Raw genomic sequence first — 15,543 nt, 5'->3', positions numbered from 1 at the left:
GGTGCCGGGCCCGTCGTGGTTGTCAGTGGTGGTCGCCGGCCGTCCTGGGCCGCCCCTCGACGATGAGAGCCATCCCCCGCGACCTTCAGACGCTTGGGGCTCAGCGCGCCCTGCGGAACAAGTACAAGCCGACGATCTTCCCCTTGACCGCCACCCGATCGCCCGACAAGAGCCCGCTGCTCCGGGACTCCTCGCTGAGGTGCACGTGGACGTACTGGGCGGTGTGCAGGGACCAGCCCTCATCCTCGATCCGCGACAGCAGGTCACTCCGCGGCGACGCCCCTCCCGGCCCGAGCGGGGTGATCTCGCGCCTCGTGGGAGCCGGCCGGCCGACGTCCGACGCGGCGCTCCCGTAGACCGACCAGCCGCTGGTACCGCGCTGCTCGACCTCGGCTTCGAACCAGCCGTCGCCCCGTTCGAACGCGTCGGACGCCGCCGCTACGATCGCGCTTTCCGCGGTGTCCACCACGGCATCACGCCGCTGAAGGGCTGCGGCATCCCGAGCCTCGTTCCTGGCGGTCAGCTCGCCCTGCCTGCTCTGCCACCGCTCTTGCATGCCCACGTGCTTCCCTCGGTCGCCGGTGCGTACGTGTACCGATGATGCACGCCGACTCTCCACCGGCACCCCGGAACGGCGACCGGCAACCGGCAACCGGCGAACAAGGGTTTGCTCGGTCGGGGCGGCGGGATCGGTTCGGGGAGTGGTCGTGGCCGTTACCGGGACGCCTCGCAGGCCGATTGTGCGACGCCCTTGCTCGCGCCGACCGCGACCAGGCTGGCGTTGCAGCTGGTCAGGTTGCCGATGTACCCCTGGTAGCACGCCTCCCCGGCGCCGTCCGTGGCCTTCGGGGCGTGCTGGGCGACGTACTGCTCGCACGCCTTCACGTCCGCGTGGGCGGCGGGGGCGGCGATGGCGGCGCCGCCGAGGGCGAGCGCCAGTGCTGCCAGGATGCTGGGGATACGAGCCGACGGACGCATGCGGATGCACCTGCTCTCTCGGTGGGTCACGCGGTCCGCCGACACGCCGGACCGCGGGCGGGGGCGGCGGCGGGGAGCGGGCACTCCGGTGGGCGACCGGCTCGGCGCAACGGTCACCCTCGCCCTTCCGACGCTAGAACACGGCACCGGAGCACGCACTTTCGGACACGCCCTTAGGGCCGGCCGAGCGTGACCGGTCCGAAGTCGGTCGGCAGATGGCGCACGGCCAGCGCCGCGGCCTCGGGCGCCGTGGTGAACACGCCGAGGTCCGGGGTGATGAAGCCGGTGCCCACCCCGTACGTGCCGTCGCCGCCCGCGCTCAGGCACGGGCTGCCGAGCGTCAGGCTCGGGCGGGTGGTGGACGAGAAGCGCAGCGTCCAGTGGCTCGTGAACGGGTAGAGGGCGCGCAGGGCCGGCTCGGCGTAGGCCGCCTCGACCAGGGCCTGGTACTGCGCCTGCCAGGAGTACTCCAGCTCGCGCGCCTCCCGGAGCATGCCCTGCCACTGCGATTCCACCAGGCGGACGGGATCGAGGTCGGGCACCTCGAAGTGGCCCGTCAGGTGCACGAACGGGGCCGCCCGCCGGATGTCGTCGAGGGTCTCGCCGTCGTGCCAGGCCTGGGCCGCCCTGGCGACCTGGGCCAGATCGTCCGTGTCCCCGTCGATGAGGCACGAGCCCTGGAACGGCTCCCCGCCGTGGATCGACCAGCGCCGCTCGTGTGTCGACGCGCTGATCCGCAGCGGCTCGCGGTGCGGCAGCGTGCTCGCGACGCTCTCGTGCAGCAGTGGACCGGAGTCGGGCGAGGCCGCGAGGGCGGCGTCGAGGCGGCCGTCCGCCGCGGCTCGGAGCGCCGCGGCGAGGCTGCCGCGGGCCGCGACGTCGGGGTACAGGACGGCGGGATCAGGAGGTGTGGACACAGCTCCCGATTGTGCCCGGCCCGCGGGCCGGGACCCCCGCCGGATGTCCCGGTCCGGTAACAACGACGTACCGGAACGCTGCACAGAGTAAAGTCCGCACCAAGGGTTCTTTGAACGTGTTCAGAGAACCGTATTCATGGGGGAAGGACTCAAGTGAACGGGGCAGCGAAGGGTGCCGTCATCGGCGGGGTGTTCCTCGCCCTGGTCGGCGGTGCCGGGTACGGGGTGTACACGCTGGTCGGCGATGCCGACGGAGAAGGGAAGGGCACGGACGGCGAGACCTCCGTCCAGGCCGAGAAGGGCAGCGGGCCGGTCAGCGAGAAGGACGCCGCGAAGACCGCCAAGGCCTTCCTGGCCGCGTGGGCGGCCGGGGACGAGCGGGTGGCCGCCGACCTGACGAACAACGCCGCGGCCGCGCAGGCCGCGGTCGGGGAATTCAAGACCAAGGCGTACGTGTCCAAGGCCGTGATCACCCCCGGCACGCCGAACGGCACCACCGTGCCGTTCAAGGTCGAGGCGGAGATCACGTACGAGGGCACGACCAAGCCGCTCGCCTACGACTCCCAGCTGACCGTGGTGCGTGGGCTGACCAGCGGAAAGCCACTGGTCGACTGGCAGCCCTCGGTGATCCACCCGCAGCTCCAGAAGGACGAGAAGCTGCGCGCGGGCGCTCCGGCGAACCCGCCCGTCAAGGCCGTGGACCGCAACGGCGAGGAGCTGACCGCGGAGAAGTACCCCTCGCTGCGCCAGGTCCTGGACGAGCTGCGCCAGACCTACGGCAACAAGGCGGGCGGCAAGCCCGGGGCCGAGGTGTGGATCGAGCCGGTCGCCAAGGAGGCGCCCAAGCGGACCCTGCTGACCCTGGTCGAGGGCGAGCCGAGCACCCTCAAGACGTACCTGGACGCGAAGGTGCAGGCCGCGGCCGAGCAGGCGGTCACCAAGTTCCCGGAGGCCTCGGTGGTCGCCGTCCAGCCGAGCAACGGACACATCCTGGCCGTCGCGAACCACCGCAAGGACGGCTTCAACGCGGCGATGCGGGGCAAGCGTGCGCCCGGATCCACGATGAAGATCGTGACGGCGGCGATGCTGATGGACCGCGGCCTGGTCGCCGCGGACAAGCCGGCGCCGTGCGAGAAGACGGTGACCTGGGGTCGCGAGTTCCACAACCTGGACCACTTCGACCTGCCGCCCGGCACCAACTTCGCGACCTCGTTCGCCCGTTCCTGCAACACCGCCTTCATCAAGCAGATCAAGCCCGTCGACGACGACTCCGCGCTGCCGAACGAGGCCACGGAGGTCTTCGGCATCGGCCTGGACTGGAAGACCGGCATCCTGTCCACCGACGGCGAGGTCCCGCCGGCCACGGGGGCGGCGGCGGCCGCCGAGTACATCGGCCAGGGTCAGATCACCATGAACCCGCTGAACGTCGCGTCCATCACCGCGACGGCCCGCACCGGCGTCTTCCGCCAGCCGGTGCTGGTCTCGCCGGAACTCGACGGGCGCAAGCTCGCGACGGCCGAGCGCCGGATGAAGTCCTCGGTGCAGCAGCAACTGGTCGGCATGATGAAGCTGACGGCCACCAGCGGCACCGGCCAGAAGGCGATGGCCTCGGTCCGCGGCTCGGACAAGGGCGCCAAGACCGGCTCGGCGGAGGTCGGCGGTTCCGGGGAGAGCCCGGACAGCTGGTTCACCGGCTTCAGCGGCGACGTGGCCGCGGCCGCGATGGTGGAGGGCGGCGGCCACGGCGGCGAGGCGGCGGGTCCGATCGTCGCCCAGGTACTGAACGCGGGCTGACCGAGTGGCGGCGACGCGACCGGCTCGGGCCGAAATCGGTCGTGTCGCCGCGCCCGGCGGCGATAGCGTCGCGGCATGACGACGTCCACGCACCCCCTGTTCGCCGAGGCCCTCGCCGGGCTGGGCCTCGACCTCACCGTCCGGAGCTTTCCCGAAGGAACCCGTACGGCCGCCGACGCGGCGGCCGCGATCGGCTGCGAGCTGAGCCAGATCGTCAAGTCGCTGATCTTCGCGGCGGACGGGGTACCGGTACTGGTCCTGATGGACGGGGCCTCGCGCGTGGACGTGGAGGCCGTACGCCACGAGCTCGGCGCGGGGAAGGTGACGCGGGCCGATGCCGCCCTGGTCCGGGAGACCACGGGCTACGCGATCGGCGGGGTCCCGCCCTTCGGGCACCGCACGCGGACCCGGGTGCTGGCCGACCGGTCGCTGCTCGCCCACGAGGAGATCTGGGCGGCGGCCGGTACCCCGACCACGGTGTTCCCGATGGCCCCGGACGAGCTCATCGCGTACGCGGGAGCCACACTGGCCGACGTACGCGAGCGGAGCGAGGGAGCCTCAGAGGGCTGACAGGGCCGACTTCAGGGCCCGGACCAGGGCCTGCGCCCGGGGGTCCGCGGTGACCGACTTGGCCAAGGCGTTGGTGACGTAGCCGAAGCCGATGCCCGCCTCCGGGTCCGCGAAGCCCAGGGAGCCACCGCGGCCGGGGTGGCCGAACGAGGCCGGCGAGAGCAGCGGGGAGGCCGGGCCGTGCAGCATGTAGCCGGCGCCGAAGCGGGTGTTGACGACCAGCACCCGGTCCGGTCCGGCGGAGTGCTCCCGGGCGGCCAGCTCGGTGGTGGCCGGGGTGAAGATCCGCGCGCCGTCCTCGACCACGCCGATGGTGGCCCCGTAGAAACGGGCCAGGGCGCGGGCCGTCCCGATGCCGTTCGAGGCGGGGAGTTCGGCGGCCCGGTAGGCGGGATCGTTCTCGTCGGGCAGCGGTGCGATGGCGGCGAAGGCGCGGCGGGTGAGGGAGTCCGGGTCGGCGTAGGCCTCGGAGACGTTGCGCCGCGGCCGGGTCCGCAGCATGCCCGCGCTCTCGGGCGGCTCGACCGGCGCCACCCGGCCCACCCGGTGGGTCTCGGTCTCCGGCAGGCCGATCCAGAACTCCAGTCCCAGCGGTTCGGCGATCTCCTCCGCGAGGACCGAGCCGACCGTGCGGCCGGTCGCCCGCAGCACCAGCTCGGACACCAGCCAGCTGTAGGTCTGCGCGTGGTAGCCGTGCTCGGTGCCCGGCTCCCAGAAGGGCTGCTGCGCGGCGACCGCGTGCGCCCCGGACACTCCGTCGGCGGCCTCGGCGGCGCTCAGCCCGCGGTCCAGCGCCGGTATGCCCGCGCGGTGCGCGAGCACGTCGCGGACCAGGATCCGCTCCTTGCCGCCCGTCTTGAACTCCGGCCAGTACGAGCCCACGGGCGCGTCCAGGTCCAGCAGTCCGCGCTGGTGCAGCAGCAGGGGTACGGCGGCCGCCACGCCCTTGGTGGCGGAACGGACGATCTGTGCGGTGCCCTCGGTCCAGGGCTCGGTGCCCTCCGCGTCGCGGGTGCCGCCCCACAGGTCGACGACCTTGCGGCCGTCCCGGTAGACGGCGACGGCCGCGCCCCGGTCCCCGAGCACCTCGAAGTTGCGTACGAACGCATCTCTGACGGGCTCGAAGCCCTCCGCCACCGACCCGTGGACATCCACGTCTACTCCCAGCACCTGCCGCGGCGCCCCGACGGCGCCTACGCCACAATGCAACGCCTGCCGGACGGCCCTGCTTCCCGGGTCCCCCGGAACGGCTCACCGGGCCCGGACCCGGACCGGCGGACGGAGTCCGACGCAGCGGCTCGAAGCCTGGGAGGCGCCCCGGCGCCGATCAGTGCGAGGGGCGCGTCAGAAGATCAGTGCGAGGGGCGCGTCAGAAGGGGCGTGCGCGGGTCGAAGCCGAACGGGAGCTCCAGCCGGTGGGCCCGCATCAGCTTGTCGTCGCACAGGAGCTCCTGCGTGCGGCCGTCGGCCGCGATGACCCCCTCGCTGAGGATCACCGAGCGCGGGCACAGTTCCAGCGCGTACGGCAGGTCGTGCGTCACCATCAGCACGGTCACGTCCAGCGAGCGCAGGATGTCCGCGAGCTCGCGGCGCGAGGCCGGGTCCAGGTTGGACGAGGGCTCGTCCAACACCAGGATGTCGGGCCGCATGGCCAGGACGGTCGCCACCGCGACGCGGCGGCGCTGGCCGAAGGACAGGTGGTGCGGCGGCCGGTCGGCGAAGTCGGCCATCCCGACCTGGTCCAAGGCCTCCCGGACCCGCTGCTCCAGCTCGGCGCCGCGCATGCCGGCCGCCGCCGGGCCGAAGGCCACGTCCTCGCGCACGGTCGGCATGAACAGCTGGTCGTCGGGGTCCTGGAAGACGATGCCGACCCGGCGGCGGATCTCGGCGAGGTTGCGCTTCTCCACCGGCAGCCCGGCCACGGTCACGGTGCCGACCCCGCCGCCGAGGATGCCGTTGAGGTGCAGCACCAGGGTGGTCTTGCCGGCGCCGTTGGGTCCGAGCAGGGCGACCCGCTCGCCCTTTCCGACGGTCAGGTCCACCCCGAAGAGGGCCTGGTGGCCGTCGGGGTAGGCGTAGGCGAGTCCGGCGACTTCGAGGGAGGGAGTACGGGTCACAGGGTCCATCCCATCAGACAGACGGCGAGCGCCGTCACGGGGAGTGCGGCCGCGTACGCCCACTGGGCGCGCGTGGCGGCGACCTCGTCGATCACCGGCATCGAGCCGGCGTAGCCACGGCTGACCATCGCGAGGTAGACCCGCTCGCCGCGCTCGTAGGAGCGGATGAACAGCGCGCCGGCGGTCTTGGCCAGCACCCCCCAGTGCCGGATTCCGCTCGCCTCGAAGCCGCGGGAGCGGCGGGCGATGGACATCCGGCGCAGCTCGTCGCTGATCACATCGCCGTAGCGGATCATGAAGGAGGCGATCTGGACGAGCAGGGGCGGCAGCTTCAGCCGTTGCAGGCCCAGCAGCAGGGCCCGCAGCTCGGTCGTCGAGGCGAGCAGGACGGAGGCGGCCACGCCGAGGGTTCCCTTGGCGAGGACGTTCCAGGCGCCCCAGAGGCCCGAGACGCTGAGCGACATGCCGAGCACCTGCACCCGCTCGCCCTCGGCCACGAAGGGCATGAGCACGGCGAAGGCGACGAAGGGCACCTCGACCAGCAGGCGCCGGAGCAGGAAGCCGGCCGGGATCCGGGCGACGGCGGCCACCGCCGCGATGAGGACGGCGTACAGGCCGAAGGCCCACACCGCCTCGCGCGGTGTGGACACGACGACCACGACGAAGGCCAGGGTCGCGGCGAGCTTGCAGTGCGCGGGCAGGTCATGGACCGGCGAGTGGCCGTGGCGGTAGAGCTTGTGGGCGTGGCCGGCCCCCATGTCAGCCTGCCGAGACGGTGGTGGAAGGGGCGGTGGCGGTGGAGGTGGCGGTGAGGTCCTCCGTCCGGCGGCGGCGCACGGTCCAGAAGATCCCGGTGCCGGCGACGACGGTCACGCCGACGCCGATGACCCCGGCGAGGCCGCCGGACAGGCGGGCGTCGTCGACGTCCTTGACGCCGTAGTCGGCGAGCGGGGAGTTCGCCGCGGCGTGCTCCTCGACCTTCTCGTCGATCCCCTTGTCCGCGGCGACCTTCTCCAGGCCGTCGGGGTCGGCGGAGGCGTAGAAGGAGACGAACCCGGCGAGCACGAGGGCGGTGACCAGGCCGGTCACCCACACCTTGCGGGTCGAACCGGGGCCGGCGCCGGCGGGCGCAGGCGTGGAGGCCGCAGGCGTGGAGGCCGCGGCAGGCGCGTCGACGAGCGCGCCGTCGACGCGCAGCTTCAGGCGCGTGGTCAGCCCGCGGGCCCCGTGCACCAGGTCGGGACGTACGGCGATCACGGCGCCCACGGTGGCCGCGGTGATGGCGGCCTCACCGATGCCGATGAGCACGTGCACGCCGACCATGGCGGTGATCACCTTGCCGATGGGCACGTCGGTGGTGCCACCGATGGCGTAGACGGCGGTGAAGGCCGCGGCCGCGGCGGGCACCGAGAGCAGGGCGCCGGTGAAGGCGGCCACGGTCACCGAGCGGCGGGTGGACGGCAGGATCCGCAGCAGCCCGCGGAAGATCGCGTAGGCGACGACGACGGTGACGACGCCCATGACGGTGACGTTCACGCCGAGGGCGGTCAGGCCGCCGTCGGCGAAGAGGATGCCCTGCATGAGCAGGACGACGGACACGCACAGCACGCCGGTGTAGGGGCCGACGAGTATCGCGGCGAGCGCCCCGCCCAGCAGATGGCCGCTGGTGCCGGCGGCGACCGGGAAGTTCAGCATCTGGACGGCGAAGATGAAGGCGGCGACGAGACCGGCGAGCGGCGCGGTGCGCTCGTCGAGTTCGCGCCGGGCGCCGCGGAGGCTGACGGCCACCGCGGCGGCGGCCGCCACTCCGGCGGCCACCGACACGGGTGCGTTGATGAATCCGTCGGGCACATGCATGGAGTGGCTCCGCTTCTTACTCAGTCTTTAGCTGTTCAACCATAGTGCCCAGTTGCAAATCGTTGGCAAGAGCGGTGCCATCACAAATAGAACCGCGCGCTTTCGTGGGAATGTGCGAGGCTGGACGGGACAAACGGACGCAAATGTTCCGATTTCGAGGAGTCTTGTCGATGTCAGCCACCGCCGAGAATCCACCAGCGACCGCCACCGCAAGCGCCGTCGAGGAGCGGGTACGCGCCCGTGTGATCACCGACGATCCCCTCTACCGGACGATCCCGGTCGCCCTGCGCTTCGCCGCCGCCGAGCCGCTGGCCGTACGGATCGTCTTCCCGGCAGGCCTGTCCCCCGAGGGCACCGACAACGAGTGGGTCCTCCCCCGGGCCCTTCTGGAGGCCGGCCTCCAGGCTCCGACCGGGACCGGGGACGTACGCGTCTGGCCCTGCGGCCGCGTCCAGGCGGTCGTCGAGTTCCACTCCCCCGAGGGCGTCGCGGTCGTCCAGTTCGACATCGCCGCGCTGCGCCGGTTCCTCCGCCGCACCTACGCACCCGCGGTGTCCGCCACCCGATAGGCCCAACCGGGCCCGGCCCCGTACCGCCTGGTGATCAGGCGATACGGGGCCGGGCTGTGCTGACGGCCCGTACGGGCCGTCAGGTTCAGGCGTTGACCAGCTCGCGGTCCTTGTCCGGACCCTCCGGGGAGTCCGCGGACTTCTCCAGGTGCTTGCGCAGGCTCTCGCCCTCCACGTCCACGTTCGGCAGCAGGCGGTCCAGCCACTTCGGCAGCCACCAGGCCTTGTGCCCGAGCAGGGCGAGCACCGCGGGGACGATGGCCATGCGGACCACGAAGGCGTCGAAGAAGACGGCGACGGCCAGACCGAAACCGATCATCTTGACCATCTGCTCGCTGGCCCCGATGAAGCCCGCGAACACGGCGATCATGATGACGGCGGCGGCCACGACGACCCGCGCGCTGTACTGGAAGCCGGTGACCACGGCCTGGCCCGGGCGCTCGCCGTGGACGTACGCCTCACGCATCCGGGTGACGAGGAAGACCTCGTAGTCCATGGCCAGACCGAAGACCACACCGACCATGAAGATCGGCATCATCGACATGATCGGACCGGTCTGCTCCACCCCGAAGACCGAGCCGAGCCAGCCCCACTGGAAGACCGCGACGACGGCGCCGAGTGCGGCGACGACCGAGAGCAGGAAGCCGAGGGCCGCCTTGAGCGGGACCAGGATCGAGCGGAAGACGAGCATCAGCAGCAGGAAGGCGAGGCCCACGACGAGCGCCAGGTAGGGCAGCAGCGCGTCGTTCATCTTCTGCGAGAAGTCGATGTTCATCGCGGTGGCGCCGGTGACGAGGACGTCGTCCCCGCTGCCGTCACGGATCTCGTGGACCAGTTCCTCGGTGTGCGTGGAGGAGGGGCGGTCCTTCGGGATGACGGTGATGACCGCGGCGTCGCCGGCCTCGTTGAGGGTCGGCGGAGTGACCGCGACGACCCCGTCCAGGCCCTTGATCCGGTCGACGGTCTGGTCGGCGAGCTTCTTGTCCCCGTCCACGACGACCATCAGCGGGCCGTTGAAGCCGGGGCCGAAGCCGTCGGACAGCAGGTCGTACGCCTGGCGCTGGGTGGTGGAGACCGGCTGGGCGCCGTCGTCCGGCAGACCCATCTCCAGCTTGCTCGCCGGGATGGCGATGACGCCGAGGCCGATCACACCGGCCAGCAGCACCATGACGGGGCGGCGCAGGACGAAGCGGGCCCAGCGGGTGCCGCCGTTGGCCTTCTTCTCGGCGCCCGCCGGCTTGCCCTTGCCGAACAGCCGGCTCTTCTCGCCCGCGGGCAGCACCCTCTTGCCCGCGAAGGCGAGGATGGCCGGGACCAGGGTCAGCGCGACGAGCACGGCGATGACCACGGTGCCCGCGGCCGCGAAGCCCATCTTGGTCAGCATGGGGAGGTTGACGACGGCCAGGCCCACCAGGGCGATGACCACGGTCAGACCGGCGAAGACGACGGCGGAGCCGGCGGTACCGACTGCGCGGCCGGCGGCCTCGTCCCGCTCGCGGCCCTCGGCGAGCTCCACGCGGTAGCGGGAGACGATGAAGAGGGCGTAGTCGATGCCGACCGCGAGGCCGATCATCGTCGCGAGAGTGGCGGTGGTGTTGCCGAGGTCCAGCACGTTGGCGAGCGCGGTGATGGAGGAGACGCCGATGCCCACGCCGATGATCGCGGTCAGCAGCGGCAGACCGGCGGCGATCAGCGAGCCGAAGGTGATGACGAGCACGATCGCGGCGACCGCGATGCCGATGATCTCGCCGGAGCCCGTCTCGGGGGCCGCCATCAGCGCGTCGCCACCGATCTGGACGTTCAGCCCGGCGGCCTTGGCGGCCTCGCCCGAACCCTTGAGCGCCTCGCGGGTGTCGTCCTTCAGCTCCATGCCGCTGACGGTGTACTTGGCGCTGATGTAGGCGGTGGAGCCGTCCTGGCTCACGGCCTGGACCTCGTACGGGTCGGCGACGGAGGAGATCTCGGCCGCGCCCGGCCCGGTCTTCAGACTCGAGACGATCTTCTGGACCTCGGCCTTGGGGCCGGGGTCGGTGACCTTGGCGCCCTCGGGAGCCTTGATGACGATGCGGGCGGTGGCGCCGTCGGCGGCCATGCCCGGGAAGCGCTCGTCCAACAGGTCGAAGGCCTTCTGGGCCTCCGAACCGGGTATCGAGAACGAGCCGGAGGTGGGCGCGGCCGCCGAGGCGGCGCCGAAGCCGGCGGCGAACAGCAGTGCCACCCAGAGGAGGGCGACGAGGCCGCGGCGCCGGAAGGCGCCTCTGCCGAGTCGGTAGAGGAAGGTAGCCACGTCGGTGGTTCTCCCGTTCTGGTCGTGGGATGGATCCGGTTCGGATCAGGGCATGAGGAGCCGGCCCGACGACGAGAGCGGCGTGTCAGGAACAGCGAAGAGGCCGTGCGGGGACGGGGAGGATCGAGGATCAGACGCCGAGGGCGGGGAAGACCACGGCGTCGATGAAGTCACCGAGGAAGGCCCGGTCCACCGAGCGGTCCTCGATCAGCGGGAGCGCGATGAACGCCCCGATGAGCATGTGCGGTACGAAGTCGAGCGCCGGACAGTCCGGGCGGATCTCGCCCCGGTCCACCGCGCGCCGCAGCATCGCCTGGAGACCGTTGATCTCCGGGTCGACCAGCAGGTCGCGCAGGGCCTTGTGCAGCTCCGGGCTCTCGTGGACGGCATGGGCCAGACCCCGCATCAGCGCGGTGTCCTTGGCCATCTGCGCGTCGTCGGAGTGCTCGACCATGAGCGCGAAGTCCCCGCGCAGGCTGCCCGTGTCGATCTCGCGCAGCGAGACCGGCTGCGTGCAACGCAGGGCCTTGGCGACCAGCTCCGGCTTGCTCCCCCACTGGCGGTAGAGGGTGGCCTTGCTGGACTTCGTACGGGCGGCGACCGCGTCCATGGTCAGCGCCTCGTAGCCGACGTCACGCAGGAGGTCGAGGACCGCCTCGTGCAGTTCGGCCTGCCGCTCCGGGGTGATCCGGCTACGCCGGGCCGCCATCGCCTCGGTCATGTCCGTGCCTCCCATCGAAGCGAAACTGTTCCGTACGCTCAAGACGATACCCCTCCCCCAAGCGAAACGAAACCGTTCCGTTTCGCTTGGGGGAGTGTCATGGATCACCTGTACGAGTTGCCAGGGCCTCCCTACGCGGAAAGCATTGGGGGGTGAGTCACGACGTCGCGTACCTCCGGTTCCCGCACCTGCACGACGACCTTCTCTGCTTCGCCACCGAGGACGATCTCTGGGTCGCCCCGCTGGTCCCCGACGGCCAGACCCCCGGACGGGCCTGGCGCATCACCGTCGACCGGACCCGCGTCGGCCACCCGCGCTTCTCCCCCGACGGCAAGCACATCGCCTTCACCAGCTGGCGCAGCCTCGACCCCGAGATCCACCTCGCCCCCGTCGACGGCGGCCCCGCCCGCCAACTCAGCTACTGGGGCGCCCTCGACACCCGCGTCTGCGGCTGGTCCCCGCCCGACGAGGACGGCCGCAGCGACATCCTGGCCGTGTCCTCGCACAGCCAGCCCTTCTCCTACTTCGCCTGGGCCTACAGCCTCCCGACCGACGGCAGCCCCGGCGGCCGCCTGCCCTGGGGACCCGTCTCCGACATCCAGGTGCACACCACCCCGGAGGGCGAGCGGCACTCCCTGCTGCTCACCGGCAAGCCCCCGCACGAGCCCGCAGCCTGGAAGCGCTACCGCGGCGGCGCCACCGGCCGGCTGTGGCTGCACGGACAGCGGCTGCTGGAGGACGTCGAGGGCCACCTCGACTCCCCGATGTTCGTGGACGGCCGGATCGCCTTCCTCTCCGACCACGAGGGCATCGGCAACCTCTACTCCTGCCTGCCCGACGGCACCGATCTGCGCCGCCACACCGACCACGAGGAGTTCTACGCCCGGCACGCCTCCAGCGACGGCTCCCGCGTCGTCTACCAGTGCGCCGGCGACCTGTGGCTCGTCGAGTCCCTGGACCGGGACGCCGTCCCGCGCAAGCTCGACGTCCGCCTCGGCGGCCCGCGCGCGGGCCGGCGTACGTACCAGGTGCCGGCCGCCAGCCACGTCGACTCGCTCTCCGTGGACGCCACCGGGCGCGCCAGCGCGGTCGTGGTGCGCGGCAGCCTCTACTGGCTGACCCACCGCGACGGCCCGGCCCGCACCATCGCCGACACCCCGGGCGTACGCGTACGGCTGCCGGAGATGCTCGGCAGCGGCGGGCAGGTCGCCTACGTCACCGACGCCGAGGGCGAGGACGCGATCGAGATCGCCTACCTGCCACGGGCCTCCGGGGAACGGGAACCGCGCCGGCTGGCCTCGGGCCAACTGGGGCGGGTCACCGAACTGCTCTCCGACCCGGACGGCGAGCGGCTCGCCATCGCCTCCAACGACGGCCGACTGCTGCTCATCGACGCCACCGAGGAGTCCAACGGCGAGGTCACCGAGCTGATCGCATCCATCAACGGCCCCGTCACCGACCTGGCCTTCTCCCCCGACGGAGCCTGGCTGACCTGGTCGCATCCGGGCATCGGGCGCTCCCTGCGGCAGATCAAGATGGCCCGGATCTCCGGCCCCGGCGCCCGCACGATCGTGGACGTCACCAACGGCCGCTTCGAGGACGAGAATCCGGTCTTCACCCGGGACGGGCGCTACCTGGCCTTCCTGTCCTGGCGCGGCTTCGACCCGGTCTACGACGTGCACACGGGCGACCTGTCCTTCCCGCTGGGCTGCCGCCCGTACCTGGTGCCGCTGAACTCCGCGACCCCCTCCCCCTTCGCGCTCTCCGCCGAGGGCCGACCCGCGGCCGGCGGACTCGACGTGGCCGAGGGCGACTCGGGCGAGGGCGACGGCGCCGTGACCGTGGAGGTGGAGGGACTGGAGAGCCGCGTCACCCCGTTCCCGGTGACCGCGTCCAAGTACTCGGCCCTCTACCCGGTGCACGGCGGCGGGCTGGTGTGGCTGCGCTGGCCGATCTCCGGCGCGCTCGGCGAGACCTTCGCCAACCCGGCCGACATCAGCGGCAAGCCGACGCTGGAGCACTTCGACCTCACCAAGGCCCGCAAGAGCGAACTGGCCTCCGGACTGGACTGGTTCGCGGTCAGCGGCGACGGCACCCGGCTCGTGATCAACGACGACGGCGACCTGCGCGCGGTCCCGGCGACCGAGTCGGGCGACAGCGACTCGACCGTCTACCTGGACCTGCGGCGCATCCTGCACGAGGTGGATCCGGCGGCCGAGTGGCGCCAGGCCTACGAGGAGGCCGGGCGGATCATCCGGGCGTACTTCTGGGAGCCGAAGATGTGCGGCATCGACTGGGACGGGGTGCTGGCCCAGTACCGCTCCCTGGTCGAACGGGTCTCCTCGCCCGACGAGTTCGCCGATCTGATGCGCGAGGTCCTCGGCGAACTCGGCACCTCGCACGCCTACGTCTCCCCCGCGCGCCGCAACGAGGGCCCCCCGCACTACCAGCGGGCGATCGGCCTGCTCGGCGCCAACCTCTTCCCCCGGGACGGGGAATGGGTGGTCAGCCGGATCCTGCCCGGCGAGTCCTCGGACTCCAAGGCCCGTTCCCCGCTGGCCGGCACCGGCATCCGGGAGGGCGCGGTGCTCACCCACGTGGACGGCCGCCCCGTGGACCCGGTCGCCGGGCCCTACCCGCTGCTGGCGGCCGCCGGCGGCACCACGGTGGAGCTGACCTTCCAGCCCGCGGCGGGCGAGGGCCGGGCCCGCCGGGTCGCCATCGTCCCGCTGATCGACGAACGGCCGCTGCGCTACCAGGACTGGGTGTCCAAGCGGCGCGAGGCGGTCCGGGAGATCAGCGGCGGCCGGTGCGGCTACCTCCACATCCCCGACATGGGCGGCTCGGGCTGGGCCCAGTTCAACCGCGACCTGCGGATGGAGATGTCCCGGCCCGCGCTGATCGTGGACGTACGCGGCAACGCGGGCGGGCACATCAGCGAGCTGGTGGTGGAGAAGCTGACCCGCTCCATCCTCGGCTGGGACCTGACGCGCAACGCCCAGCCGGTCAGTTACGCCTCCAACGCGCCCCGGGGTCCGATCGTGGCACTGGCCGACGAGGCGACCTCCTCGGACGGGGACATGATCACCGCTGCCTTCAAACTGCTGGGCCTGGGCCCGGTGGTGGGCCTGCGCACCTGGGGCGGGGTGGTCGGCATGACCGGCCGCCACACACTGGGGGACGGCACGGTGATCACGGTGCCGATGAACGCCGCCTGGTTCCCGGAGTACGGCTGGTCGGTGGAGAACCACGGCGTGGAGCCGGACCTGGAGATCCAACGCACCCCCCTCGACTGGGCGGAGGGGCGGCACGCCCAACTCGACGACGCCGTGCACCTGGCGCTGGAACTGCTGGAACAGGATCCGGCAGCGGTGCCGCCCGGCTACACCGACGTACCGGACCGGCGCCGTCCGAAGCTGCCCCCCAGGGAGTGAGCGGTACCGCGTGCGGGAGGGGCGCGATCCCCGGGAACAGCGGGGATCGCGCCCCTCGGCGCTGCGTGCGGGCCCAGGTGTCGGGGCCGGCTGCCTAGGTCCGGTCGTCGAGCTCGTCCCGGATGTCGTCGAACGACCGCTGCGGCGAGTCCTTCGGCTGCGGGGTCCGCCGGGACTTCGGGTCCTGCGGGCCCTTGCCGGGCTGCTTCTGCCCCTTCTGGGCCTTCTCCTCGAGCTCCTGCGCCTTGTCCTGGAACTGGTCCTTGATACCCATGCTGTTCACTCCATGAGGGGTGTGG

At 72.0% G+C, this 15,543-nt stretch carries 14 protein-coding genes; 4 read left to right on the top strand and 10 right to left on the bottom strand.

The window, feature by feature from the left end; genetic code table 11:
* Positions 1-100: 100 nt before the first annotated feature.
* From AB8A24_RS34555 to AB8A24_RS34545, 3 genes are all read right to left on the bottom strand, one after another.
* Positions 101-466, bottom strand: coding sequence for a hypothetical protein (locus AB8A24_RS34555; RefSeq protein ID WP_328963060.1), 366 nt, complete (start codon positions 464-466; stop codon positions 101-103).
* Positions 467-714: 248 nt separating this feature from the next.
* A complete protein-coding gene (locus tag AB8A24_RS34550) occupies positions 715-978 on the bottom strand; it encodes a hypothetical protein (protein WP_328963059.1) in 264 nt (87 codons plus the stop codon).
* A gap of 173 nt (positions 979-1,151) precedes the next feature.
* Entirely contained in the window at positions 1,152-1,895 is a 744-nt protein-coding gene (locus AB8A24_RS34545) for a DUF6193 family natural product biosynthesis protein (RefSeq protein ID WP_328963058.1), read from the bottom strand.
* A gap of 153 nt (positions 1,896-2,048) precedes the next feature.
* Between AB8A24_RS34545 and AB8A24_RS34540 the strand changes: the two genes are divergently transcribed.
* Both AB8A24_RS34540 and AB8A24_RS34535 read left to right on the top strand, forming a co-directional pair.
* Positions 2,049-3,689 (top strand): penicillin-binding transpeptidase domain-containing protein, encoded by a 1,641-nt coding sequence (locus tag AB8A24_RS34540; protein ID WP_328963057.1) that lies wholly within the window; start codon positions 2,049-2,051, stop codon positions 3,687-3,689.
* A gap of 75 nt (positions 3,690-3,764) precedes the next feature.
* Positions 3,765-4,259, top strand: a complete 495-nt coding sequence (locus tag AB8A24_RS34535) for a YbaK/EbsC family protein (RefSeq protein ID WP_328963056.1) — start codon at positions 3,765-3,767, stop codon at positions 4,257-4,259.
* On the opposite strand, the gene AB8A24_RS34530 is transcribed toward AB8A24_RS34535, so the two are convergent.
* From AB8A24_RS34530 to AB8A24_RS34515, 4 genes are all read right to left on the bottom strand, one after another.
* Positions 4,248-5,414 carry a serine hydrolase domain-containing protein gene (locus AB8A24_RS34530; RefSeq protein WP_328963055.1) on the bottom strand — a complete coding sequence of 389 codons (1,167 nt, stop codon included), beginning with the start codon at positions 5,412-5,414 and terminating at the stop codon, positions 4,248-4,250. The two genes, AB8A24_RS34535 and AB8A24_RS34530, sit on opposite strands and share 12 nt — an antisense overlap.
* 197 nt (positions 5,415-5,611) lie before the next feature.
* Complete coding sequence (locus AB8A24_RS34525) at positions 5,612-6,385, bottom strand: ABC transporter ATP-binding protein (protein ID WP_328963054.1); 774 nt, start codon at positions 6,383-6,385, stop codon at positions 5,612-5,614.
* Positions 6,373-7,134: a cobalt ECF transporter T component CbiQ gene (gene cbiQ, locus AB8A24_RS34520; RefSeq protein WP_328963053.1), complete on the bottom strand. Its 762-nt coding sequence runs from the start codon at positions 7,132-7,134 to the stop codon at positions 6,373-6,375. Before cbiQ ends, AB8A24_RS34525 begins: the two co-directional genes overlap by 13 nt.
* Before the next feature lies 1 nt (position 7,135).
* Positions 7,136-8,233, bottom strand: coding sequence for an energy-coupling factor ABC transporter permease (locus AB8A24_RS34515; protein ID WP_369478461.1), 1,098 nt, complete (start codon positions 8,231-8,233; stop codon positions 7,136-7,138).
* A 170-nt stretch (positions 8,234-8,403) separates the two neighbouring features.
* On the opposite strand from AB8A24_RS34515, the gene AB8A24_RS34510 reads away from it, so the two are divergent.
* Positions 8,404-8,802, top strand: a complete 399-nt coding sequence (locus AB8A24_RS34510) for an SsgA family sporulation/cell division regulator (protein ID WP_328963051.1) — start codon at positions 8,404-8,406, stop codon at positions 8,800-8,802.
* 85 nt (positions 8,803-8,887) lie between these two features.
* On the opposite strand, the gene AB8A24_RS34505 is transcribed toward AB8A24_RS34510, so the two are convergent.
* Together AB8A24_RS34505 and AB8A24_RS34500 are read right to left on the bottom strand one after the other, a co-directional pair.
* The gene (locus tag AB8A24_RS34505) at positions 8,888-11,089 is read right to left on the bottom strand and encodes an MMPL family transporter (protein WP_328963050.1); all 2,202 of its coding nucleotides are present in this window, start codon (positions 11,087-11,089) and stop codon (positions 8,888-8,890) included.
* A 130-nt stretch (positions 11,090-11,219) separates the two neighbouring features.
* Positions 11,220-11,810 (bottom strand): TetR/AcrR family transcriptional regulator, encoded by a 591-nt coding sequence (locus AB8A24_RS34500; protein WP_328963049.1) that lies wholly within the window; start codon positions 11,808-11,810, stop codon positions 11,220-11,222.
* 152 nt (positions 11,811-11,962) lie between these two features.
* Here AB8A24_RS34500 and AB8A24_RS34495 point away from each other — a divergent pair, with 152 nt between their 5' ends.
* Positions 11,963-15,244, top strand: coding sequence for a S41 family peptidase (locus AB8A24_RS34495; protein ID WP_328963048.1), 3,282 nt, complete (start codon positions 11,963-11,965; stop codon positions 15,242-15,244).
* Positions 15,245-15,338: 94 nt separating this feature from the next.
* Here AB8A24_RS34495 and AB8A24_RS34490 read toward each other — a convergent pair whose 3' ends face one another.
* Positions 15,339-15,518, bottom strand: coding sequence for a hypothetical protein (locus tag AB8A24_RS34490; RefSeq protein ID WP_266392324.1), 180 nt, complete (start codon positions 15,516-15,518; stop codon positions 15,339-15,341).
* Positions 15,519-15,543: the final 25 nt, after the last annotated feature.

Source organism: Streptomyces sp. BF23-19 (genome assembly GCF_041106355.1).
In the GTDB taxonomy this organism is placed as follows: Bacteria; Actinomycetota; Actinomycetes; order Streptomycetales; family Streptomycetaceae; genus Streptomyces; species Streptomyces virginiae_A.
Note: the sequence above shows the minus strand (reverse complement) of the source record. Positions and strands in the feature narration are given on the sequence as shown.

Coding starts and splice junctions, on each gene's coding strand:
- cbiQ (WP_328963053.1), bottom strand. CDS start 7,134: ATGGGGGCCGGCCACGCCCACAAGCTCTACCGCCACGGCCACTCGCCG.
- AB8A24_RS34490 (WP_266392324.1), bottom strand. CDS start 15,518: ATGGGTATCAAGGACCAGTTCCAGGACAAGGCGCAGGAGCTCGAGGAG.
- AB8A24_RS34515 (WP_369478461.1), bottom strand. CDS start 8,233: ATGCATGTGCCCGACGGATTCATCAACGCACCCGTGTCGGTGGCCGCC.
- AB8A24_RS34535 (WP_328963056.1), top strand. CDS start 3,765: ATGACGACGTCCACGCACCCCCTGTTCGCCGAGGCCCTCGCCGGGCTG.
- AB8A24_RS34525 (WP_328963054.1), bottom strand. CDS start 6,385: ATGGACCCTGTGACCCGTACTCCCTCCCTCGAAGTCGCCGGACTCGCC.
- AB8A24_RS34500 (WP_328963049.1), bottom strand. CDS start 11,810: ATGACCGAGGCGATGGCGGCCCGGCGTAGCCGGATCACCCCGGAGCGG.
- AB8A24_RS34550 (WP_328963059.1), bottom strand. CDS start 978: ATGCGTCCGTCGGCTCGTATCCCCAGCATCCTGGCAGCACTGGCGCTC.
- AB8A24_RS34510 (WP_328963051.1), top strand. CDS start 8,404: ATGTCAGCCACCGCCGAGAATCCACCAGCGACCGCCACCGCAAGCGCC.